Origin of the sequence: Amycolatopsis sp. MEPSY49, from assembly GCF_051337345.1 — a bacterium.
Taxonomy (GTDB): domain Bacteria; phylum Actinomycetota; class Actinomycetes; order Mycobacteriales; family Pseudonocardiaceae; genus Amycolatopsis.
Genome location: NZ_JBDLYJ010000018.1, coordinates 78,708 through 100,197, shown reverse-complemented (window position 1 = coordinate 100,197; position 21,490 = coordinate 78,708). Strand labels below are relative to the sequence as shown.

Annotated in this window: 21 protein-coding genes; 11 read left to right on the top strand and 10 right to left on the bottom strand. The window is 71.9% G+C overall.

The features are described from left to right. Positions 1–2: 2 nt before the first annotated feature. From ABFJ78_RS45130 to ABFJ78_RS45120, 3 genes are read right to left on the bottom strand one after another with little or no spacing between them, the layout of a single operon-like run. A complete protein-coding gene (locus ABFJ78_RS45130) occupies positions 3–800 on the bottom strand; it encodes a siderophore-interacting protein (protein ID WP_436393598.1) in 798 nt (265 codons plus the stop codon). Then, the gene (locus tag ABFJ78_RS45125) at positions 800–1,681 is read right to left on the bottom strand and encodes a PDR/VanB family oxidoreductase (protein ID WP_436393597.1); all 882 of its coding nucleotides are present in this window, start codon (positions 1,679–1,681) and stop codon (positions 800–802) included. The genes ABFJ78_RS45130 and ABFJ78_RS45125 overlap by 1 nt, the downstream gene beginning before the upstream one ends. 1 nt (position 1,682) lies before the next feature. Next, positions 1,683–2,321, bottom strand: coding sequence for an MSMEG_1061 family FMN-dependent PPOX-type flavoprotein (locus ABFJ78_RS45120; RefSeq protein ID WP_436393596.1), 639 nt, complete (start codon positions 2,319–2,321; stop codon positions 1,683–1,685). Positions 2,322–2,387: 66 nt separating this feature from the next. Between ABFJ78_RS45120 and ABFJ78_RS45115 the strand changes: the two genes are divergently transcribed. Then, a complete protein-coding gene (locus ABFJ78_RS45115) occupies positions 2,388–3,005 on the top strand; it encodes a TetR/AcrR family transcriptional regulator (RefSeq protein ID WP_436393595.1) in 618 nt (205 codons plus the stop codon). A gap of 13 nt (positions 3,006–3,018) precedes the next feature. Here the strand turns inward: ABFJ78_RS45115 and ABFJ78_RS45110 are convergent, their stop codons facing one another. After that, positions 3,019–3,915: a phosphotransferase gene (locus ABFJ78_RS45110; protein WP_436393594.1), complete on the bottom strand. Its 897-nt coding sequence runs from the start codon at positions 3,913–3,915 to the stop codon at positions 3,019–3,021. Beyond that, on the bottom strand, positions 3,912–4,490 hold the full coding sequence (locus tag ABFJ78_RS45105; RefSeq protein WP_436393593.1) for a LuxR C-terminal-related transcriptional regulator: 579 nt from the start codon (positions 4,488–4,490) through the stop codon (positions 3,912–3,914). The genes ABFJ78_RS45110 and ABFJ78_RS45105 overlap by 4 nt, the downstream gene beginning before the upstream one ends. Positions 4,491–4,514: 24 nt before the next feature. On the opposite strand from ABFJ78_RS45105, the gene ABFJ78_RS45100 reads away from it, so the two are divergent. After that, complete coding sequence (locus ABFJ78_RS45100; RefSeq protein ID WP_436393592.1) at positions 4,515–5,483, top strand: histidine kinase; 969 nt, start codon at positions 4,515–4,517, stop codon at positions 5,481–5,483. Here the strand turns inward: ABFJ78_RS45100 and ABFJ78_RS45095 are convergent. Beyond that, a complete protein-coding gene (locus tag ABFJ78_RS45095) occupies positions 5,446–6,129 on the bottom strand; it encodes a TetR/AcrR family transcriptional regulator (protein ID WP_436393591.1) in 684 nt (227 codons plus the stop codon). The two genes, ABFJ78_RS45100 and ABFJ78_RS45095, sit on opposite strands and share 38 nt — an antisense overlap. A gap of 96 nt (positions 6,130–6,225) precedes the next feature. Between ABFJ78_RS45095 and ABFJ78_RS45090 the strand changes: the two genes are divergently transcribed. Together ABFJ78_RS45090 and ABFJ78_RS45085 are read left to right on the top strand one after the other, a co-directional pair. Continuing rightward, positions 6,226–7,332: a serine hydrolase domain-containing protein gene (locus tag ABFJ78_RS45090; RefSeq protein ID WP_436393590.1), complete on the top strand. Its 1,107-nt coding sequence runs from the start codon at positions 6,226–6,228 to the stop codon at positions 7,330–7,332. After that, on the top strand, positions 7,329–7,820 hold the full coding sequence (locus ABFJ78_RS45085; protein WP_436393589.1) for a hypothetical protein: 492 nt from the start codon (positions 7,329–7,331) through the stop codon (positions 7,818–7,820). The genes ABFJ78_RS45090 and ABFJ78_RS45085 overlap by 4 nt, the downstream gene beginning before the upstream one ends. On the opposite strand, the gene ABFJ78_RS45080 is transcribed toward ABFJ78_RS45085, so the two are convergent. The 3 genes from ABFJ78_RS45080 to ABFJ78_RS45070 form a co-directional block, all read right to left on the bottom strand. Next, a complete protein-coding gene (locus tag ABFJ78_RS45080) occupies positions 7,771–8,493 on the bottom strand; it encodes a polysaccharide deacetylase family protein (RefSeq protein ID WP_436393588.1) in 723 nt (240 codons plus the stop codon). The two genes, ABFJ78_RS45085 and ABFJ78_RS45080, sit on opposite strands and share 50 nt — an antisense overlap. A 75-nt stretch (positions 8,494–8,568) precedes the next feature. Further along, complete coding sequence (locus tag ABFJ78_RS45075; protein WP_436393587.1) at positions 8,569–9,375, bottom strand: NAD-dependent epimerase/dehydratase family protein; 807 nt, start codon at positions 9,373–9,375, stop codon at positions 8,569–8,571. A gap of 32 nt (positions 9,376–9,407) precedes the next feature. Continuing rightward, entirely contained in the window at positions 9,408–10,220 is an 813-nt protein-coding gene (locus ABFJ78_RS45070; protein WP_436393586.1) for an IclR family transcriptional regulator, read from the bottom strand. A gap of 159 nt (positions 10,221–10,379) precedes the next feature. Between ABFJ78_RS45070 and ABFJ78_RS45065 the strand changes: the two genes are divergently transcribed. From ABFJ78_RS45065 to ABFJ78_RS45035, 7 genes are all read left to right on the top strand, one after another. Next, entirely contained in the window at positions 10,380–11,888 is a 1,509-nt protein-coding gene (locus ABFJ78_RS45065; RefSeq protein WP_436393585.1) for a sodium:solute symporter family protein, read from the top strand. A 49-nt stretch (positions 11,889–11,937) separates the two neighbouring features. Continuing rightward, on the top strand, positions 11,938–12,873 hold the full coding sequence (locus ABFJ78_RS45060) for a 5-dehydro-4-deoxyglucarate dehydratase (protein ID WP_436393584.1): 936 nt from the start codon (positions 11,938–11,940) through the stop codon (positions 12,871–12,873). Next, on the top strand, positions 12,873–14,129 hold the full coding sequence (locus ABFJ78_RS45055) for a glucarate dehydratase family protein (protein ID WP_436393583.1): 1,257 nt from the start codon (positions 12,873–12,875) through the stop codon (positions 14,127–14,129). Before ABFJ78_RS45060 ends, ABFJ78_RS45055 begins: the two co-directional genes overlap by 1 nt. A 4-nt stretch (positions 14,130–14,133) precedes the next feature. Beyond that, on the top strand, positions 14,134–15,261 hold the full coding sequence (locus tag ABFJ78_RS45050) for a hypothetical protein (RefSeq protein ID WP_436393582.1): 1,128 nt from the start codon (positions 14,134–14,136) through the stop codon (positions 15,259–15,261). Between the two features lie 15 nt (positions 15,262–15,276). Beyond that, complete coding sequence (locus ABFJ78_RS45045; protein ID WP_436393581.1) at positions 15,277–16,731, top strand: aldehyde dehydrogenase (NADP(+)); 1,455 nt, start codon at positions 15,277–15,279, stop codon at positions 16,729–16,731. A 340-nt stretch (positions 16,732–17,071) separates the two neighbouring features. Continuing rightward, positions 17,072–19,432, top strand: coding sequence for a polysaccharide lyase 8 family protein (locus ABFJ78_RS45040; RefSeq protein WP_436393580.1), 2,361 nt, complete (start codon positions 17,072–17,074; stop codon positions 19,430–19,432). A gap of 67 nt (positions 19,433–19,499) precedes the next feature. Continuing rightward, positions 19,500–20,969: a flavin-containing monooxygenase gene (locus ABFJ78_RS45035; protein WP_436393579.1), complete on the top strand. Its 1,470-nt coding sequence runs from the start codon at positions 19,500–19,502 to the stop codon at positions 20,967–20,969. Between the two features lie 371 nt (positions 20,970–21,340). Here the strand turns inward: ABFJ78_RS45035 and ABFJ78_RS45030 are convergent, their stop codons facing one another. After that, positions 21,341–21,463 (bottom strand): ribosomal protein bL36, encoded by a 123-nt coding sequence (locus ABFJ78_RS45030; protein WP_086684836.1) that lies wholly within the window; start codon positions 21,461–21,463, stop codon positions 21,341–21,343. Between the last annotated feature and the right edge of the window lie 27 nt (positions 21,464–21,490).

Below are 21,490 nucleotides of genomic sequence, written 5' to 3'. Positions count from 1 at the left end.
GCTCAACCCGGAGCGGAGCGGCCGTGGCGCCAGTAGCCCAAGAACGCGATGTCGGCCTTCGGCCAGCCACGCGACCGAACGAGGTGCCGCCGGACGCCCGTGGCCAGCGCGCTTTCCCCGGCTACCCACGCGTACGCGCGTCCCGCCGGGAGTTCCGCGGCCTCGATCGCCTTGAGCGCCAGCGTGCCCGGGCGGCGGCCGGGCTCGTCCCGCGGCAGCCAGTGCACCCGCGCTCCCGGCGGCGCCTCGACCGCCCGGACGTCCGCCGTCGACGGCACCTCCAGGAACACCTCCGCCACCAGATCGGACGGTGCGCCTTCGAGGATCGCCAGGATCGCGGGCAGCGCGCTCTCGTCCCCGGCCAGCAGCTGCCACGACGCCCCGGCCGGCGGCAGGTAGCTGACGCCCAGGTCGAAGACCCCGGCCGCGTCGCCCGGACGCGCCCGGCGGGCCCACGAGGCCGCCGGGGCGTCGCCGTCGTGGAGGGCGAACTCGATGTCGATCTCGCCCGGGCGCGCTCGCCGGATCGTGTAGTTGCGCACCCACGGCCGTCGCGACTTCGGCATCATCAGCACCTCGGCCATCCAGCCCTCGTTGTCCCGGGTCGGCATCCGCAGCGACTCCTGGCCCACCCGCGGGAAGAACAGCCGGACGGCCTGGTCGTCGCCGACGACGTCGAGGTCCGCGAGCGCCGCGCCGCCGAGGGTGATGGTCCGGAACGCCGGGCTGGGCGACGTGTTCGCCAGGACTTCGAGCGTGAGCATCCGGCGGGAAGCGGGCCGGCGCACCTTCGGGATCATCAGACGTCCAGCACGAGCCGGGGGGACAACGCGCGCGACACGCACGGGTACATCCGCCCGGCCGGTGCGCCGATGTCGTCGCGGTGCTCGGGGTCGCCGTCGAGGACGGACAGTTCGCAGCTCCCGCAGACGCCCTCGCGGCACCCGGACGGCACCGGCTTCCCGGCGTGGTTCAGCACGTCCAGCAGGGACTCGTCGGCCGGGACCTGGAGGGTCTGCCCGGAGCGGGCACACACGACCTCGAACGGCGTGTCCGGCCCGAAGACGCGCTGGGTGGGCTGGAAGCGTTCGGTGTGCACGCGCGGGAACAGCGCTTCGGCCGCGTCCACCATGGACGCCGGGCCGCAGCAGTAGACCTCCGCCGCCGGGAACTCCGCCGCCAGCGCCGCCAGATCCGGACGGCTGTGGTCGAACAGCCGCACGCGATCGCCGTGCTCGGCCCGCAGTTCCGCCGCGAACGGCATGGCCGACGGCGAGCGGCCCGCGTACACCAGCGTCGCCGCGGTACCGGCGGCCCGCAGCATCGGCACGATCGGCGTGATCCCGATCCCGCCCGCGATGAACAGGTACTCCGGCGCGGGCACGAGCGGGAAGTGGTTTCGCGGCACCGAAACTTCGAGCGTCCGGCCGGGACGCAGGTACAGGTGGACGTACTCCGACCCGCCCCGGCTCAACGGGTCGTGCCGGACGGCGATGCGGTAGGCGGAGAGGTCGGCGGGATCGCCGCACAGCGAGTACTGCCGGGTCAGCCAGTTGGGCAGCGCGAGGTCGATGTGCGCGCCGGGCTCCCACGGCGCCAGGGGGCCTTCGTCGCCGCGCAGCACGAGGGAGACGACGTCGTCGGCGACGCGCTCGACGCGGTCCAGGATCGTCTTCTGCATGTCAGTACAGCTTCCGGTAGCTCTCTTCGAGGACCTGTTCGAACACCGCCGGGGCGATGGCGATGCCCAGCTGGTCGGCGGCGATCTCGCCGGCCGACGGCATCTCCGCGGCCAGCGCCTGGCTGGCGGGGTCCCACAGCCGCGACCGCAGCAGCGCCCGGCCGCAGTGCAGGTACGACTCGGCGACCTCGACGATGATCGCGAGCATCGGCGCCTTGGCTTCGGTGCGCATCCGGGCGAGCACGTCCTCGTCGTCGGTGACGTACGCGCTTCCGTTGACGCGCAGCACTTCCCGCATGCCGGGGATGAGGAACAGCAGGCCGACGCCGTCGTTCTCGGCGATGTTGCGGAAGGAGTCGGCGATCTTGTTGCCGGGCCGGTCGGGCAGGGCGAGCGTGTGCTCGTCGAGCACCTTGACGAAGCCGGGGTAGTCGCCGCGGGGCGAGCAGTCCCCACGGCCGGAAGCGTCGGAGGTGGCCAGCGCGAGGAACGGCGAGTGGGCGATGAAGCGGCGGGCGTGCTTGTCGATGTGGTCGAGCTTCTTGCCCTCGAGCATCTCCTCGGGCGCGCCCAGCCGGCTCCGGACCTCGGCCATGGACACCTGCCGGTAGCGGCGGGTCAGCGTGTTTGTGCTGGTCATGACATAATTATGAGCAAATACTCAGATCTTGACTACTCGCTTTCCACGCTCGATCGAGGAGGGGCCGTGACGCCGGACCAGCGCCGCATCCAGCCACGTAAACAGCCGCGTCAGGTCCGCGCCGAGCTGACCCGGCAGCGGATCCTGACCGCGGCTGCTCACGTTTTCGCCGACCACGGCTACGCCGCCGGCACCACCAACCGCATCGCCGAGCGCGCCGGGATCTCGATCGGCTCGCTGTACCAGTACTTCCCCAACAAGGACGCGATCCTGGCCGAGCTGCTGACCCGCCACCTCGACGACGGCACGGCGGCCGCGGCGAAGGTCCTGACCGGCCCGTTGCCGGACTCGATCGAGGAGATCTTCCGCGTCTTCGTCCGGCTCGCCGTCGAAGCCCACCTCGGCGACCCCCACCTGCTGCGCATGCTGCTGGAGCAGGCCCCGCGCTCGAACGAGCTGCTGGAGCGGATCGGCCGGGTGAAGCGGGACATGGTCGGTCACACCCGCGACCTCCTGGAGGGCCACCCCGAGGTCCGCGTCGCCGACACCGCCACGGCGGCCCGCCTGGTCATCGCGACGGTCGAGCTGGCCGTCCACGACCTGCTGGCGGAGCCCGACCCGATCGACGCCCGGCGGCTCGAGGACGAAATGGTCGCGATGCTGACCCGGTACGTCAAGGGGTGAACCACCGGGCAGGTCAGGCGCGGGCGCGGCCCAGCCGTTCGGCCGCCTGGTCGCGGACCGCCTCGCCGCACACCGCGGGATCACCGTGCAGTGCTTCCCACCGCGCGTTGTGCACGGCGATCCAGAGGCTCGCGGCCCACGCGATCTCCTCTTCCTCCGCGGTGAAGCGGCGGCCGCGGAGTTCCTGGTAGGCGGCCAAGAACGCGGCGGAACTCGCGATGGGAGCCAGGGTCGGCGGTGACGCGTTGGCGAACGTCCCGCAGGCCGCTCCCACGAGCGCGGCTTCCGGCTGCCACGCCAGGCTGTCCCAGTCGTGCACGGCCCAGATCTCCCCGTCGTGCCAGCGGAGGTTCTGGGCCTCGAAGTCGGCGTGGCCGAGCACGCACGGCAACCCACCGGCCAGCAAGCGCTTGCGGGCGCGGAAAGCCGTCTCGACGACGTACTCCGGCACGGCGCTCTGGTTCCGCCCGTCCAGGAACCCGATCGCCGGCCACAGCCCCGGATCCCGGTGGTCCCACCGGGCCCACCGCGGATTCGGCAACGGCGGTGCGACGAGGACGTCGGTCAGCTCGGTCATCAGCCGCGCGAACACCGCCGCGTAGCGCTCGGCGATGTCCGGGGTGTCGCCGAGCAGCATCACGCCGCCGGGCCGCGACTCTTCGGCGTGGACGGCCAGCGAGCCGACCCGGATGACGTCCGTCAGCGGCCGCGCGCACGGGAACCCGCGGTCCGCCAGCCACGCCTGGGCGGCGACGCAGGACGCCTCACGGCCCTCGTCTTCACGGACCTTCACGACGACTTCGCGGCCGTCGGCCAGCCGCAGCCCGACCACCTCGGACAGCGAGCGGCGCTCGAAGAGCACCTCGACCGGGACGCTCCCGAGGTGCTCCGCGCACCACGCCGGGATCACCGGTTCCTGGCCAGGAGCGCCGCCTGGGTGCGGCTCGTGACGCCCAGCTTGGCCAGCACGTTCCCCACGTGCACCTTGACCGTCCGCTCCGCCAGGCGCAGCCGCTCCGCGATGTCCCGATTGGACAGTCCCTCGCCCAGCAGCTCCAAGACGTCCCGCTCGCGCGGAGTCAGTGCACCACCCGCGCTCAACGCGCTTGCCACCGCCGGGCTCATCGCCGTCACGCCCTGGTGGGCGGCCCGGACGGCGGCCGCGAGCTCGTCGCCGCTCGAGTCCTTCAGCACGAACCCGGCCGCGCCCGCGTTCAGGGCCTCGCGGATCTCGCGGGGCCGGCCGACCGTCGTCAGCATCAGCACCCGCGGTGCCGTGGGCGGCACGCGGCGCAGGACTTCGAGGCCGTCCATGCCGGGCAGATACAGGTCCAGCAGCACGACATCCGCCTCGACGGACGAGCCGAGCAGCTCGGGACCGCTCGCGTACTGCGCGACGACGTCGAGGTCCGGCTGCGCGTCCAGGATCAGCGCGATGCCTTCGCGCACCAGCGCGTGGTCGTCGACGACCTGAACCCGGATCATGCCGGGCACTCTACTGTCGGCGGCATGCGCCAGTCCCTCGTCACGACGGCCGCGGCCGCCGCGGTGTTCTTCGCCAGCGGCGCCTGGACCCCGCACCAGGGCTGGGTCGCGGCGCTGCTCAGCGCGGTCCAGCTGGTCCCGCTGCTGTGGTCGCGACGCGCGCCGGCCGTCGTGCTCGTGGTCGTCACCCTCGCCACGGCCGGGCACCTGCTGTTGGAGCAGCCGCGCAACACGATGTACGTGCCGGTGCTGCTCGCGCTGTACAGCACGCCGCAGCGGTGGCTCGCCGCCGCGGCCGCGCTGACGGTGGGTCTCACCGTGTACCCGGCGAAGGGCCCGTTCGACGGCACGCTCCTGGCCGTCACGATCTGCGCGGTCGCCTGGCTGCTCGGCGCCGAACGCCGGCGCGCGCTCGCCGACCGGGCCGAGCGCGCGGCCCGGCGGCTGCACGACACGCTCGCCCAGACCACGGCCGTGATGCTGGTGCAGGCGGAGACGCTGCGCGCGGTCGGCGACCTGACCGACGCCGACCGCGAGCGCCTCGACACGCTGCTGGCCGCCGGACGCGGCGCGCTGACGCTGGTCCGCCGCACGCTCGACGACCTGCGCGACGACGCCGACCGGCCGCCGGACCTCGCGGAGGTGCTGGCCCGGCTGCGCACCGCGGGCCTGGTCCTCGACCGCGACCCGGTGCTGCCCGTCCTGCCGCGCCCGGTGCGCGAGCTGGCCGAGCGGTTCGTCGCGGAGACGGCGGTGAACGCGTTGCGGCACAACGGTCCCGGCGTCCGGCTGCGGATCGACGTTTCCGCTGAAGAAGGCGTGACGATCACCGCGCGCAACACCCTGAAGGGGACTCCGCGGACCGGTGCGGGGTATGGCCTGGCGGGTCTCGCGGAGCAGGCCGCGGCGGCCGGGGGAGCGGTGACGCACGGACCGCGTGACGGCGAGTGGGTGGTCAGTCTCGAGGTGCCGGCCTTGCGGGTCGCGCACTGATCGCGGCCTCGATGTCGGCGAGCTGGGCGGCGATGAGCTCCTCGAAGGCCGCGCGGCGGTCGGCGCCGAGCGGACGGACCTCGCGGGCGAAGTGGGCCAGGGCGGGGAAGCGGTCGGGGTCGGCGCCCAGCACCGCGACGCGGAACAGCTCCATGCCTTGCTCGTGTTCCTCGGGCGTGACCGTGCTGACGCCGGCCTCGGACGCGATCAGCGCGGCGAACAGGATCGCGATCCGGTGGTAGCGCGCCGGGATCCGCTCGTCGGGCAGGCCTGACGCGCGCAGGGCCTGCAGCACCTCCTCCATCACCAGCCGGGACCCGGCGCCGCTGGAGGCGTAGCGGCCCCAGACCACAGCGATCTGCGGTTGCTCGCCGAACGCCTCCCGCAGGCGCAGGGCCAGCGCGGTCAGGCGCTGCTTCCAGTCGCCTTCGGGCTGATATCCGGCCATGGCGCCGACGAGGATCCGGTCGGCCAGCGCGCGCAGCAGCTCGGTCTTGGTGCGGAAGTGCCGGTAGAGGCTCGAGGAGTCCGTCCCCAGCTCCGCGGCGAGCTTGCGCACGCTGAACGACTCGGCGTCGCCGCGGCGCAGCAGCTCCGCGGCCGTGTCCAGGATTTCCTCGGTCGTCCAACGCCTTCGGTTCGCCATCTCGTCCCTTCGCCGACCGTCAGCATAACTTATGCACTTGCTGTTGCACGCACTGCGTGCATAATGAGGACACTTCCCTTCCCGAGAGGAGTCCCCATGGATCACGCGAAGCTGGACGCCGCCCTGGAGGCGGTCCACCGCGCCGGCGTACCGGGCGTGTTCGCCGAGGTGCGGGCCGGCGACCAGGTCTGGCGCGGCGCCGCGGGCGTCGCCGACATCGAGACCGGCCACCCGGTCGCCGCCCGCATGCGCCACCGCGTCGGCAGCGTCACGAAGACGTTCACCGCCGCCGCGGTGCTGCGCCAGGTCGAGGCCGGCCGGATCGGGCTCGACACCCCGATCGGCCACTACCTGCCTTCGCTCGTCCCGGGCGACCGGGGACAGGCGATCACGGTCCGGATGCTGATCGACCACACGAGCGGGCTCGCCGAGTACCTCCCGTACGCGTATCCGAGCCTCAAGGCGTTCCCCGACCTGGCGTCCACCCGGCCGGACAGCCTGGACGACCACCGGTACACGCGGTTCGACCCGGTCGAGCTGATCGCGATGGGCGTCGGCGCGCCGCCGGTCGGCACCCCGGGCGGCACTCCCGGCGTGTACTCCAACACCAACTACCTGCTGCTCGGCCGGCTCCTCGCGCACGTCACCGGAGGCAGCGCCGAGGAATGCATCACCCGTGACGTCATCGACCGCGCCGGGCTCCGCGACACCGGGTTCCCGACCGGAACGCACGTCGAGGGGCCGCACTCGAAGCTCTACGAGTCGTGGTTCGGCATGATCGACCCGCCGCGCGACTACAGCGTCTTCGACATGTCGTGGGTCGGGCCGTCGGCGTCGCTGATCTCGACGGTCGCGGACCTCAACCGCTTCTTCGGGCTGCTGCTGGCGGGCGGGATCGTCTCACCGGCTTCGCTGGCCGAGATGCGGCGGACGGTCCGGATCATTTCCCAGGAGGGCAAGCTGATCGACTACGGTCTCGGCCTGCACCCGGTGGAGTCGACGGAGTTCTGGGGCCACGGCGGCACGGTCTGGGGCGGCGGAACGCTGGCGGCGGCCCGCGCGGACGGCCGGCGGCAGTTCGCGATCGCGGTGAACGCGCAGCGCTGGAACCGGCTCGACGAGTCGGGCCGGCCGCAGCCGCACCCGATCGACGGCGCGCTCGCGGCCTTCACCCGGCTGGCGATGGGCGGCGAGCCGCAGTGACCGCACGACGCGTTCCGGCGGCGGTGGGAACGACCGCACGCCGTCCCGCAGTCCTGGCGGCGGCGGCCGGGCTCGCCCTGACCGTCGCCGCCACGGTGCTCCCGTTCGCCGACCGGTCCCTGCTGGCCGACCACATCCGAGCCGGGTACCCGGCTTACACCCCGGCTCAGATCGGCTCGGCCGTCACCACGTACCTGGTTCTGCTGGCGAGCGTTGGCGCGTTGGGCGTCCTCGGCTGGCTCGCGACGGCCTGGGCCGTCCGGGCGGGCAAGCGGTGGGCCCGCGCCGCCGCGATCGTGCTGCTCGTCCTCGGCGTGGCCACCGGGCTGACCGGCCTGCTCGTCGAGGACACCTCGGGGGACACCGGTCTGCCGCCCGCGCTGGGGTGGGCCGGGCTGGCGCCCTGCGTGGCCGGCGCCCTGGTGGTTGTGCTGGTGTTCAGCCGATCAGCTGTGAGACGGTCACGAACCGATAGCCCCGCTCCTTGAGCCGGTCGATGATCGGCCCGATCGCCTGGCGGGTCTGCTCGCGGCCCGCGTACATCCCGTGCAGCAGCACGATCGAGCCCGGCCGGACCTGGCTCACGGTCGTCGACACGACGGTCGCCGCGTCCGGGGTCCCGTCGGAGTCCGGCTCGACGTCCCACGTGACCGTGATCCGGTTGTGCGACGCCAGGTAGTGCGGCAACGCGAAGAGCTTCTTGCCGTTCGGCGGCCGGAACAGGATGTCACCGGGGTAGCCCGTCGTGCGGATGAGGGCGTCGGTGGCCTCGACCTCGTCCGCGACCCACGCCGGCGTCACGCCGATCATCCGGTCGTGGCTGAAGCTGTGGTTGCCGATTTCGTGGCCCGCCGCGGCGATGTCGTGCGCGAGATCGGGGTGCGCGGCGATGTCGCGGCCGATGAGGAAGAACGTGGCCGGGACTCCGCGACCGCGAAGCGTGTCGAGGATGGCTTGGGTGCCCGCGGGATCGGGCCCGTCGTCGAAGGTGAGCGCGACGACCTTCTCCGTCGTCTCGACGCGGTTCACGAGGGTGCCGAAGAACTGGAACGTCCGCGACTTCGAGATTTCGAACAGCGTGAACGCGCCGGCGAGCAGAACGACCAGCACGACCGCGCCGGCGATGGTCCACTTCCGCGCGCGGCGGGATTTCAAGATCATGTGGCCACCCTGGCGACGACCCGGGAACGCGGGAAGCCGCGAAGGTACTAGTACCTCCGCGGCTTCCCGAAACCGTCAGAGTGGGTTGAAGACGCCCAGGGGAGCGGTGCAGAACGGGCCGCCCACGTACTCGGCCGCCGCACCCGTCGGGGCAGGCTTCGAGGCCAGCTGCTCCGCGTACACCTCGGCGTCGTCCAGCGACTTGTAGCCCAGCGCTTCGGCTTCGGCCAGCGAGTAGATCCGGCGCGTGTTGTCCGAGACGCCCCAGATCAGCCGGTACCCCGGCGACGGCGCCGCGAGGCACGCCTCGAACAGCCGGGCGCCGTCGTCCGGGGACAGCCACGTCGTCAACCCGCGCGGGCCCAGCGGCAACGGCGTCTCGAAGCACGAGCCGATCCGGATGACGATCACGTCCATGCCGAACCGGGAGTGGTACAGGCTGCCCAGCGCCTCGATCGCCGCCTTGGAGACGCCGTAGTACGTGTCCGGCCGCGGCGAGGAGTCCGCCGGGAGGTCCTCGTCGTTGCGGCGGAAGCCCACCGCGTGGTTGCTCGACGCCAGGATGACGCGGGAAACACCCGCCGCGCGGGCCGCCTCCAGCACCGTGTGCGTGCCGTTGATGTTGACGTCGAGCGTCGCTTCCCACGAGTTCTCGCGGCTGTGCCCGCCCAGGTGGATCAGCGCGTCGACGCCCTCGCACGCCGCGGCCATCGCGTCCGGGTCGGTCACCGACGCCGTCACGACCTCTTCGGAGGCGTCCGACGCCGTCTGCGGCGCCAGGTCGAGCAGGCGCAGCACGCGGCCGTCGCGCTTCAAGCGGGGGCGCATCAGGGTGCCGACGACACCCGCCGACCCGGTGATGAGCACGCGCTGGTCCGTCATGGGGTTCCTCTCCTAACAGGGAATGGCGGCGGTCAGCGGATCCCGGCCCGGCGCAGCTGCTGCCCGAGCTCGGCGGTGGTTTCGGCGAGCAGCTCGCCGACGCGACGGGCGTCGGCGTCGGTCACCTGGGCGATCGGCATCGAGCAGCTGATCGCGTCCGTGCCCGGGATCCGGTAGGGGATCACCGCGGCGACGCAGCGGACGCCCAGCGTGCCCTCCTCGACCTCGGCGGCGTACCCGCGCTCGCGGGTCGCGGCGCACTCGGCGTGCAGGCCTTCGAGCGTGGTAATCGTGTTCGGCGTCAGCGCGGTCAGCGACGCCGGCAGCATCAGCGCCTCGATCTCGTCGTGCGTCAGCTCGGCCAGCAGCGCCTTGCCCAGCGCGGTCGCGTGCGCGGGCAGCGTGCGCCCGACGCGGGAGACGAGGTGCGTCGACCGCTGCGACTCGCGCGTCTCCAGGTAGACGACCTCGGTGCCGTTGCGCCGCGCGAAGTGCGCGGTGAAGCCGGTCTTCTCCCGGATCCGCTCCAGGGCCTCGGTGGCGAACGGGACGACGGCGTCGCGGTCCAGGTACGCCGTGCCGCAGATCAGCGCGCGGACGCCGAGGCGGTAGCGGGCGGTGTTGGTGTCCGCCTCCAGCCAGCCGGCTTCCAGGAGCGTCCGCAGCAGGCCGTGCAGCGACGAGCGCGGGAAGCCCGTGCGCGCGTGCAGGTCGGACAGCGACAGCCAGACGTCGTTCGCCGCGAACGTCTCGATGAGGTCGACGGCCCGGCGCGCGGACTTCACCCCGGACGACTCGGCGGGGGCGCCCTCGGCCGCTACCGGGTTGTCCACCTTCTGCGGCATTTGTGCTCCTCCGTCCGGCCGTTGACTTGTGACTCCGGCCATATTAGCGTCCCGAACAACGTTCTTATGGATGAACATAATCACTATAACAGACTCCGTTCATGGATGTGAACATCTCCTTCGAGACCGCATCGACGTGGACGCGGAAAGGAGCCTGCGGTGCACGCACTCGACTGGACGATGGTCTGCGCGTACTTCGCGCTGATGATCGTGATCGGCTGGTGGTCGCACAAACGGGTCAGCGACGTGAAGGACTTCTTCACGGCCGGCGGCAAGATGCCGTGGTGGCTGGCCGGCATCTCGCACCACATGTCCGGCTACAGCGCCGTGCTCTTCGTCGCGTACGCGGGCGTCGCGTACACCAGCGGCGTCACCGTGTACTTCTGGGGCTTCGCCAGCATCGGCATCGGCGTGGGCATCGGCAGCTGGCTGTTCGCCGCCCGCTGGAACCGGCTGCGCTCGAAGCTCGGCGTCGCCTCGCCGCTGGAGTACCTGGCCAAGCGCTACAACGTGCCGACTCAGCAGGCGCTCGCCTGGAGCGGCAGCCTGCTGAAGATCTTCGACATCGCGGCCAAGTGGTTCGCCGTCGCGACGCTGCTGCACGTCTTCGCCGGGCTGGACTACAACCTCGGCATCCTCATCACCGGCGCGGTCACCCTCGTCTACTGCACCATCGGCGGGCTCTGGGCCGACGCGCTCACCGACTTCGGCCAGTTCGTCATCCAGGCCATCGCGGCGATCGTGATGATCGTGGTCGTCCTCGGCAAGCTCGGCGGGATCTCCGCGCTCTGGACGATGTGGGACAAGCTGCCCGAGAACCACGTCAACCCCGTGACGTCCAAGTACACCACCATCTTCCTGCTCGTCTACGTGCTGGTGAAGACGCTGGAGTACAACGGAGGCATGTGGAACCTGGCGCAGCGGTACATGGCCGCGCCGAACACCCACGAGGCCAAGCGCGGTGCGCGCCTTTCGTCCGCGCTGTACCTGTTGTGGCCGCTGGTGCTGATGTTCCCGATGTTCGCGGCGCCGCTGCTCATCCCCGGCATCAAGGACCCGACGCAGTCCTACGCGATCATGACGACGACGTTCCTGCCGCCGGGCCTGATCGGCCTGGTGCTGGCCGGCATCTTCTCGCACACCATGGCGATGGTCTCCTCGGACGCCAACGCGATCTCCGCGGTGATCACCCGCGACATGATCCCCGCGATGGTCCGCCGCACCCGGCAGTGGACCGACGTCCAGGGCCTCAAGGCCGCCCGGATCACCACGGTCATCTTCGTGGCCCTCACCATGCTCGTGGCCACCCAGGCGCAGAACCTCGGCGGCGTGCTGCAGATCGTCGTCAACTGGGTCGCCGCGCTGATGGGCCCGATCTCGATCCCGCTGCTGCTGGGCATGCTGCCGTGGTTCCGCAAGTGCGGCCCGCGCGCGGCGCTGATCTCCTGGGCGGGCGGCCTGATCGACTACGCGCTGGTGTACTACGTGTTCAACGCGAACCAGACGGTGCTGGTCGCGACGCCGATCCTGGTCTCGCTCGCCCTGTACGTCGGCCTCGGGCTGCTCGCCCCCGAGCGCAGCGCGGCCGCCGATGAGATCGTCGACACCGTGAACGCCGCCGACGACGTCGACACCACGCCGAAGGAAGGCACGACCGTGCCCGCCTGACGATGGCCACACCCGGCCGAAACCGAAAAAGGACAGAGAGCGGAAACTGATGGCACAGAACGAGATCGAGCTGGACGGCCTGCTGGCGTTCCCCCTCACCCCGTTCACCGAGGACCTCGAGGTCAACCTCGACGCGCTCGCGGAGAACGTGGAGAGCCACATCGCGGCGGGCGCCGGTGCGCTGTTCGTCGCGTGCGGCACCGGCGAGTTCAGCTCGCTCTCGCCCGCCGAGCACGCCTCCGTGCTCACCCGGTCCCGGGAGGTGGCCGCCGGCCGCGTCCCGGTCTGGGTGGGCGCCGGGGGCGGCGCGGCGTCGGCGCGGGCCGGTGTCGCGGCGGCCCAGGCCGGGGGTGCGGACGGCGTCCTGCTGCTGCCGCCGTACCTCGTTTCCGGGCCGCAGGCGGGCTTGGTCGACTTCGTCCGCTACGCCGTCGGCGACTCGACGGTGCCGGTGATCGTCTACCACCGCGGCACCGGCGTCTTCGGCGCGCCGGCCGCGGCTTCGCTGCTGGACATTCCCTCGGTCGTGGGGCTCAAGGACGGCTACGGCGACGTCGAGGTGATGACCCGGATCGTCACCACGATCCGGTCGCTGGACACCGAGCGGGCGCGGAAGTTCCTGTTCTTCAACGGGTTGCCGACCGCGGAGGTCTCGGCCAAGGCGTACGCCTCGATCGGCGTCGCCCGGTACTCCTCGGCGGTGCACTGCTTCGCGCCGGAGATCGCGCACCGCTTCCACCGCGCGCTCGGCGAGGGCGACACCCGCGTGATGGACGCGCTGCTGACCGGCTTCTACCTGCCGCTGGTGGCGCTGCGGGACGAGACGCCCGGCTTCGCCGTCTCGCTGGTGAAGGCCGCCGCCCGGCTGCGCGGCGACAAGGTCGGCCCGGTCCGGCCGCCGCTGGTCGAGCCGACGCCGGAGCAGATCCACCGGCTCGAGAAGATCGTGGAGGACGGCTTCGTCACGCTGAAGGCGCTGGGCTGATGAAGATCCTCGATGTGGTGCTGACGCCGGTCGCGTTCGCCGACCCGCCGCTGCTCAACGTCATGGGCGTGCACGAGCCGTTCGCGCTGCGCAGCGTCATGCAGGTCAAGTGCGAGGACGGGATCGTCGGGCTCGGCGAGTCCTACGGCGACTCCGCGTTCCTCGGCGAGGTGCGCAAGGTGCTGCCGCGGCTGCGCGGCCACGACGTCTTCGACCTGCCCGGTTTGCAGCGGCTGGTCGCGCAGGCGTTGTCGGACACGGTGCTGACCGACGCGCACGGGCTGATCGGCGGCTTCTCGATCCGCAAGACCGTGGCCAGCGTGTATTCGCTGTTCGAGGTCGCGTGCCTGGACGCGCAGGGGCAGTACCTCGGCCGGTCGATCACCGACCTGCTCGGCGGCAAGGCGCGTGACGCCGTCGAGTTCTCCGCCTACCTGTTCTACAAGTACGGCAAGCACGTCGACGGCCGCGAGGATTCGTGGGGCGAGATCACCACGCCGGAAACCCTGGTGGGGTCGGCGAAACGGATGATCGACGAGTACGGCTTCCGTTCGATCAAGCTCAAGGGCGGCGTCTACGAGCCCGCGCAGGAGGTCGACGGGATCCGCGCGCTGGCCGAGGCGTTCCCCGGACACCCGCTGCGGATCGACCCGAACGGCGCGTGGACTCCTCAGACCGGCATCCGGGTGGCTCACGAGCTCGACGGTGTCCTGGAGTACCTCGAAGACCCGACGCCGGGCATCGAAGGCATGGCCCGGGTGGCCGCCGAGGCGTCGATGCCGCTGGCCACCAACATGTGCGTGGTGAACTTCGGCGACATCGAGCCGGGCTTCCGGGCGCGCGCGATCGGCGTTCTCCTGTCGGACCACCACTTCTGGGGTGGCCTGCGCGCGACACAGTCGTTGTCGACGACGTGCGAGAGCTTCGGCGTCGGCCTGTCGATGCACTCCAACAGCCACCTCGGGATCAGCCTGGCCGCGATGGTCCAGGTCGCCGCGGCGACCCCGCACCTGACCTACGCCTGCGACACGCACTGGCCGTGGAAGGTCGAGGACGTCATCGAACCGGGCGTGCTTTCCTTCCGGGACGGGGCCGTCGAGGTGCCCACGACGCCGGGGCTGGGCGTGAAGCTGGACGAGGACGCGCTGGCCCGGCTGCACGAGAACTACGTCCGATGTGGACTGACCAAACGGGACGACGTGACCTACATGCGCAAGTACGTATCCGGTTTCGAGCCGAACACGGCGAGGTGGTGACCCGGTGAAGGTGACGGGATACGCCTACCCCTGGGACGTCCTGGAGTCCGGGTTCGCTTCGCGCGTCCGGGACCTGGGTGTCGACGAGGTGGCCGTGGCGCTGTCGTACCACAGCGCCCGCGCGGCGACGCCGTGGTCGGCGTCGCGGACTTCGGTCGTCGCCCGGCACGCGGCGTTCTACCGGCCGGTGTCCGGGGGCTGGGGCACGCTGCGTCCGTCCACTCCGGACTGGGTGACTTCGGAAGACTCCGGGGGCGACGCCGTCCGGCTGCTCAACGAGGCCGGGATCCCGGCGGCCGCGTGGATCGTGCTGACCCACAACTCCCAGCTCGGCTACGAGCACCCGGACGTCGTGGTGCGCAACTGCTTCGGCGAGGCCTACCCGTGGGCGCTGTGCCCGTCGCAGCCCGCCGTGCGCGAGTACGCGGCGAAGCTGACCGCTCAGGCCGTCGCCGGCTTGGAGCTGTCGTCGGTCATCCTCGAAGCCTGCGGCCCGCTCGGCGCGGTCCACCAGCATCAGCACGAGAAGACCGACGGCGTCTGGGCGCCCGCGGTGGCCCGGTTGCTGTCGATCTGCTGCTGCGACGCCTGCGCCGCTTCGTGGGACCTCGACGCGGACACCGTTCGCGCGCAGCTCGTCGAGGAGGTCAGGCGACTGGTCGCGACCGGCGACCTGGGCGTGACGGCCGACGGTCTGCCGCCGTCGTTGACCTCGATGCTGCTGCGGGTCCGGCAGGAAGCCACCGACGCCTTGCGGGCCGCGGTTTTGGCGGTGCTGCCCGCGGGCATCCGGGTCGTGCTGCACGGCGCGCTCGACCCGTGGGTCACCGGCGCGCTGCCGGGGCTGACGCCGTCCGCTGCCGACGACGTCGACGCGGTCGTATTGTTCGGCTGGGCGCCCGCCACGGGTGCCGAAGCCGTCGCGGCGGCCCGGGAGGCCCTGCCCGAACGGGTCGCGATCGGCAGCTACATCACCGCGGTCGCCGCCGCCCCGGTGCCGGACATCGCCGCGTACGCCGGCGAGCTGGCCAAGGCGGGGGCCGCGGAGCTGCACCTGTACCACCTCGGACTGGCCGGTCCGGGTCGCTGGAGCGACCTGGCCACGGCCACCGCCGCCGCCCATGAAAACTGAGGAGCTGTTCCACCCATGAGCCAGGCCACCGACGCCGCCACGCTCGAGAAGATCCTGACGGGGGCCGCCGCGGCCGCCCGCCCCGCCGCCGAGGCGACCCCGGCCGAGCGCGCCCGCTGGCTGGTCGCGGCCGCCGACGCCCTGGACGCCGCCGCCGACGACCTCGTCCCGCTCGCGCACAGCGAGACCCACCTGCCCGCCACCCCGCGGCTGGCCGGCGAGCTGAAGCGCACGACGTTCCAGCTGCGCCTCTTCGGCGAGGTGCTCACCGACGGCGAGTTCCTCGGCGCGACCGTCGACCACGCCGACCCGGACTGGCCGATGGGCCCGCGGCCGGACATCCGCCGCGTCAAGACCGCGATCGGGCCGGTGCTGGTGTTCGCGGCCAGCAACTTCCCGTTCGCGTTCAGCGTCGCCGGCGGCGACACGGCGTCCGCGCTCGCCGCGGGCTGCCCGGTCGTCCTCAAGGCGCACCCCGGGCACCCGGAGCTGTCCGCGCTGACCGGCCGGATCCTGCGCGAAGCCCTGGTCGGCGCGGGCGCGCCGGAGGGCATCTTCGACGTGATCTTCGGGCAGGAGGAAGGCGTCACGGCGCTGAAGGACCCGCGGATCGCGGCGGCGTCGTTTACCGGGTCGATCCCCGGCGGGCGGGCGCTGTTCGACATCGCGAACGCGCGGCCGCGGCCGATCCCGTTCTACGGCGAGCTGGGCAGCGTCAACCCGGTCGTCGTCACCGAGGCCGCGATCGCGGCGCGCGGGGAGGCCGTCGCGAAGGGCTACGCCGGGTCGTTCACCCTCGGCGCCGGTCAGTTCTGCACCAAGCCGGGCCTGCTGTTCCTGCCCGAGGACCACAACCTGACCTCGGCATTGCGGGAGGCGCTGGCCGGTGTCGCGGCCCAGCCGATGCTCAACGACCGCATCGCTTCCGGGTATGCCGCCCAGCTTTCTTCGCTGAGGGAGGTCCCGGGGGTCGAGGTCGTGTCGTCGGCGGACTCTTCCGCGCCCGCGTTCACCCCGACGTTGCTGGCCACCACGGGCAAGCAGTTCCTCGAGGGCGGCGACACCGTGCACGAGGAGTGCTTCGGGCCGGCGTCGCTGATCGTCACCTACGCCGACCAGGCCGAGCTGCTGCGCCTGCTGGAGGTGATCGAACCGGGGCTCACCGCCACGATCCACGGCGAGGAGTCCGATGTGGACTGGATCCGGCCGGTGCTGCCGGCGCTGGCCCGCATCGCCGGGCGGCTGCTGTGGAACGACTGGCCCACCGGCGTGACGGTGAGCTGGGCCCAGCAGCACGGCGGCCCGTACCCGGCCACGACCGCCCCGACCACGACGTCCGTCGGCACCGCCGCGATCGAGCGGTTCCTGCGCCCGCTGGCGTGGCAGGGCTTCCCGGACGCGTTGCTGCCCGAACCCCTCCAGGAGGCCAACCCCTGGCAGCTGCCCCGCCGCACCAACGGCTCCCGTTGACCTCGGTGGGGCGCCTCCCGCGGGGCGCCCCCCCGGTTTTCAACCTACCGTTTGGCACCGACAGTTTCCGGTGCCGTCAGCCCGGATCCCCCGACCCGCAGCCCCCGATCCGCGGGGGCGCCCCCAGATTCCTACTCTACCGTCAGGCACCGACAGTTTTCGGCGCCGCTAACCCGATCCCCGACCTGCAGCCCCTGATCCCGCGGGGGCGCCCCCCAGTTTCCATTCTATCGTTCGGCACCGACAGTTTCCGGTGCCGAGCACCGAATCCGCCGCCGCACAACCGAATCCCGTTCCCCATTCCCCGCAAGCCGAGGATGTCTTCCTGGGAGGCATTGCCATGCCCGTGAACCGGAGAAACGCTCTGCGCGGCGGCGCGCTGGCGGCCGCTTCGACCGTGTTGCTCACCCGTCCCGCCTTCGCTTCCGCTGCGTCCGCGGCCACTCCGGCCGCGAGCGGGGTGCCCGCCGCGACCGCGCCGATCGTCGCCGCCTACCGGCAGCTGCAGACCGGCATCAACCGGCCGTCGCCGGAACGGACCGCGGCGCTGGCCAACCTGGGGCGCGTCGCCAAGGCGTACAACGCGAGCCTGTCCGTCGCCGGCGGTGGTGCTCCACTGTGGACGGACCTGCCGCTCGGCCCCGGCAGCGACTACACGACGTCGATGTACGCGCGGCTGCGCGCGATCGCCGTCGACTGGGGCACCCCGGGCGGCTCGCTGTCCGGCGACCCGGTTGTGCTCGACCGGATCAAGGCGGCGCTCGAGCTGATCTACGCCAGCCAGTACAACGAAACCGTCGGCGAGATCGGCAACTGGTACACCTACGAGATCGGCATCCCGTACTACCTGCTGCACACGCTGTCGGTCGTCGCCGACCAGCTCACCGCGGAACAGCTGGCCCGCTACCTGGCGCCGGTCAAGCGGTTCGTCGGCAACCCGAACCTGCGCGCGAACAACGCGTCGGTGATCGAGACCGGCGCGAACCGCGCGGACAAGGCGCTCATCTCGATCGTCTCCGGCGCGATGCTCGGCGACACGGCCTGGATCAAGACCGGCATCGACGCGCTCACCGACGTCGCGGGCGGGGGAGCGGCGAGCGTCGTCGCCAAGCTGGACCGCGCGGCCGGCGACGGCTTCCACGTCGACGGCTCGTTCATCCAGCACGACACCATCCCGTACCCCGGGCACTACGGCATCGTCCTGCTCACCGCGCTCGCCGGCGCCATCCACGTCACGGCGGGCACCGAGTACGCGCTGCCGCAGCCGTTGAAGGACAAGATCTACGCGCTGGTGACGGACAGCTTCGCGCCGTTCGTCTACGCGGGCGCGCTGATGGAGCCGGTGCGCGGCCGGATGCTCTCCCGCCAGGGCGAGACGGGGCACGACATCGGCCACCAGCTGACCGTCGCGACGCTCGTGCTGGCCCGCACGGCGTCCGGCAAGACGAAGACCGACCTCAACGCGCTCGCCGCGAAGTGGATCAAGGAAGGCGAATACGCGCCGTTCCTGAAGATCCCCGACCCGGAGCGGTTCGCGCCCGGCCCGGACCTGGTGGCGACGCCGGGCATCGAGTTCGCGCAGGACATGCTGGCCTCGGGCGCGCGCCCGGCGCGGGTCACCGCCACGCACCGCGTCTTCGGCCAGCAGGACCGGATGGTGCACGTCACCGACGACTGGTCGGCGTCCCTCGGCGTCAGCTCGACGCGGATTTCGCGCTACGAGGCCATCAACGGCCAGAACCTCAAGGGCTTCTACGTCGGCGACGGCGTGCTCTACACGTTCCTGCCCAACGCCAAGGGCCACTACACCGACGCGTACTGGCCGACGGTCGACCCGCTGCTGCTGCCGGGCACGACCGAGAACGACGGCCCGGTCGACCCGAAGTTCGGCGGCGTGCCGGTCGGCCCGAACCCGCACACCGGCGGCGTCCGCTGGGACGCGCGCACCGGCGCCTACGCCATGGACTTCATGTCGTGGGACGGCTCGCTGGTCGCGAAGAAGTCGTGGTTCTTCACGTCGTCCGGGATCGTGTGCCTCGGGGCCGGGATCACCAGCACGTCCGGCAGCGCGGTGCGGACGACGATCGAGAACCGCAACCTCGGCGAGGGCGGCCGCGGCACGTTGCTCGCGGACGGCCGGCGCGTCCCGACCGACCTCGGCAAGGTCTCGGCGTTGCGTCGTTCGCGTTGGCTGCACTTGGAGAACGTCGGCGGGTACGTGCTCTTGGACGACGCCTCGGTGACGGCGCTGCGCGAGGACCGCACCGGCGCGTGGCGCGACATCGACACCGGCGCCAACACGAAGGGCACCACGACGCCGAACACGCGCCGGTACCAGAAGCTGGTGCTGGAGCACGGCGTCAAGCCGGTCGACGCGACCTACGCGTACGCGGTGCTGCCGGGCGCGTCGGTGCTCGGCACGCTGACGGCGTCGTGGACGTGTCACGTGCTGGCGAACACGCCGGTGGTGCAGGCGGTGCGCGTCGCCGACGGCACGGTGCTGGCGAACTTCTTCGCCGCCGGCTCGGTCGGCGACGTGCGGGTGTCCGGCCCGGCGTCGGTGGCGGTCGGGCGGCGTCAGCTGGCCGTGTCGGACCCGACGCAGACGCAGGACAGCGTCACGGTGACCGTACGCGGCAAGGCCGTGACGGTGCCGCTGAAGGGCACCTTCGGCGCGACGACGGTGGTGCCGTTGAGGTAGGCCTCCCCGCCGGACCGGTGCCCCGACCCGGTCCGGCGGGGTCCCCACCTCGGTTAGGCTGGTTTTCATGACCGAACACCTCGACGTCCTGATCGTGGGGGCCGGGCTGTCCGGGGTCGGCGCGGCCTGCCGGCTGCAGGAGCGGCTGCCGGGCAAGACGTACGCGGTGCTCGAGGCGCGTGACACGATCGGCGGAACCTGGGACCTGTTCCGGTACCCGGGCATCCGGTCCGATTCGGACATGTTCACGCTCGGTTACCCGTTCCGGCCGTGGAAGGACCCGAAGGCGATCGCGGACGGCCCGGCGATCCTGTCGTACATCCGCTCAACTGCGGAGGCTTTCGGCGTGGTCGATCGGATCCGCTTCGGCCATCGTGTGGTGCGGGCGTCGTGGTCGTCTTCGTCGGCGCGGTGGACGGTCTCGACGGCGCACGGCGCGACGTTCACCTGCCGGTTCCTGTACCTGTGCAGTGGTTACTACTCGTACGACTCGGGGCACGTGGTCGACTTCCCGGGGCGTTCGGAGTTCGCGGGCGAGATCGTGCATCCGCAGCACTGGCCGTCGTCGCTGGACTACACAGGCAAGCGGGTCGTGGTGATCGGCAGCGGCGCGACGGCGGTGACGCTGGTCCCGGCGCTGGCATCGCGCGCTTCGCACGTGACGATGCTGCAGCGGTCGCCGTCGTACATCGTGGCGCGCCCGGGCCGGGACGCGCTGGCCGACCGGCTGCGGGCACTGCTGCCGGAGAAGCTCGCGCACCGGGTGGTGCGCGGCAAGAACGTGGTCATGGGAACGCTGTTCTTCCAGCTGATGCGGCGGTTGCCGCGCCGGGCGTCGCTGGCGTTGCGCAAGCGGGTGGCGGCGCAGCTGCCGGCGTCGATCCCGGTGGACCCGCACTTCGTGCCGTCGTACGACCCGTGGGACCAGCGGCTGTGCCTGGTGCCGGACGCGGACCTGTTCCGGGCTCTGCGGTCGGGCAAGGCGGACATCGTGACGGACCGGATCTCGCGGTTCACGTCATCCGGAGTTCTTCTGGAGTCCGGCCGCGCGCTGGACGCGGACATCATCGTGACGGCGACGGGTCTGCGGCTGGTGGCGTTCGGCGGGATCGCGCTGACGGTGGACGGCCGCGCTGTCGTGCCGGGCGACCAGCGGGCGTACAAGGGGATGATGTTCGGCGGCGTGCCGAACCTGGCGTGGTGCGTGGGGTACACGAACAACTCGTGGACGCTGCGGGCGGACCTGACGTCGCAGTACGTGTGCCGGTTGCTGGGGTATTTGGATCGCCGCGGGTTCGCCTACTGCGCACCGGACGCGGAGTCGGCGTCGTCGGCGGGCCGGCCGCGGCCGATCGTGGACCTGGCGTCGGGGTACATCAAGAGAGCCGCTCCCGGCCTGCCGAAGCAGGGCGAGAAGCGGCCTTGGATGATGCGCCAGAACTATCTGCTGGATTTCGCGGACATGCGGCTCGGCCGGGTCGACGACGGAGTCATGCGGTTCGGCCGAGCGGAGGACCGGGCGGCCGCGACGCGGTAACCGGCTTGGCCGGCGACGCCTGCCCTCCGGTGTAGCCGTAGGGCGGCCGGTGCCGGCCGCCTGCGCGGCACGAGGTGCGCCCGGCGGGCGCGCAAGAATCGGACAGCCGCGGCGCGGTAACCGGCTTGGCCGGGGACGCCTGCCCTGCGGTGTAGCCGTAGGGCGGCCGGTGCCGGCCGCCTGCGCGGCGCGAAGTGCGCCGGCTGGCGCGCGACAATCGGACAGCCGCGGTCGGAGGCTTGGCCGGGTCCACCGGCCCTGCGCCGTCCGCCGCTGGCGGGCCGTCCCCTCGCCGCCGGGTCAGTCGCTGAGATTGCCGCGGCCGGGCCCGGCCGGGCCACCCGGCCCGGCCGCGCAACCCCCTCCGGGCGTCAGCCCTGGCGGGCCTTGTTGCGCGGGTTGTCCTTGTTGATCACCAGCACCTTCGTCCCCCGGCGGATGACCTGGGCACCCGGCTGGCGAGCGAGCGAGCGGATCGAGCTGCGGACCTTCATGGCGAGCCGTCCTTCCTGTGGGCACCC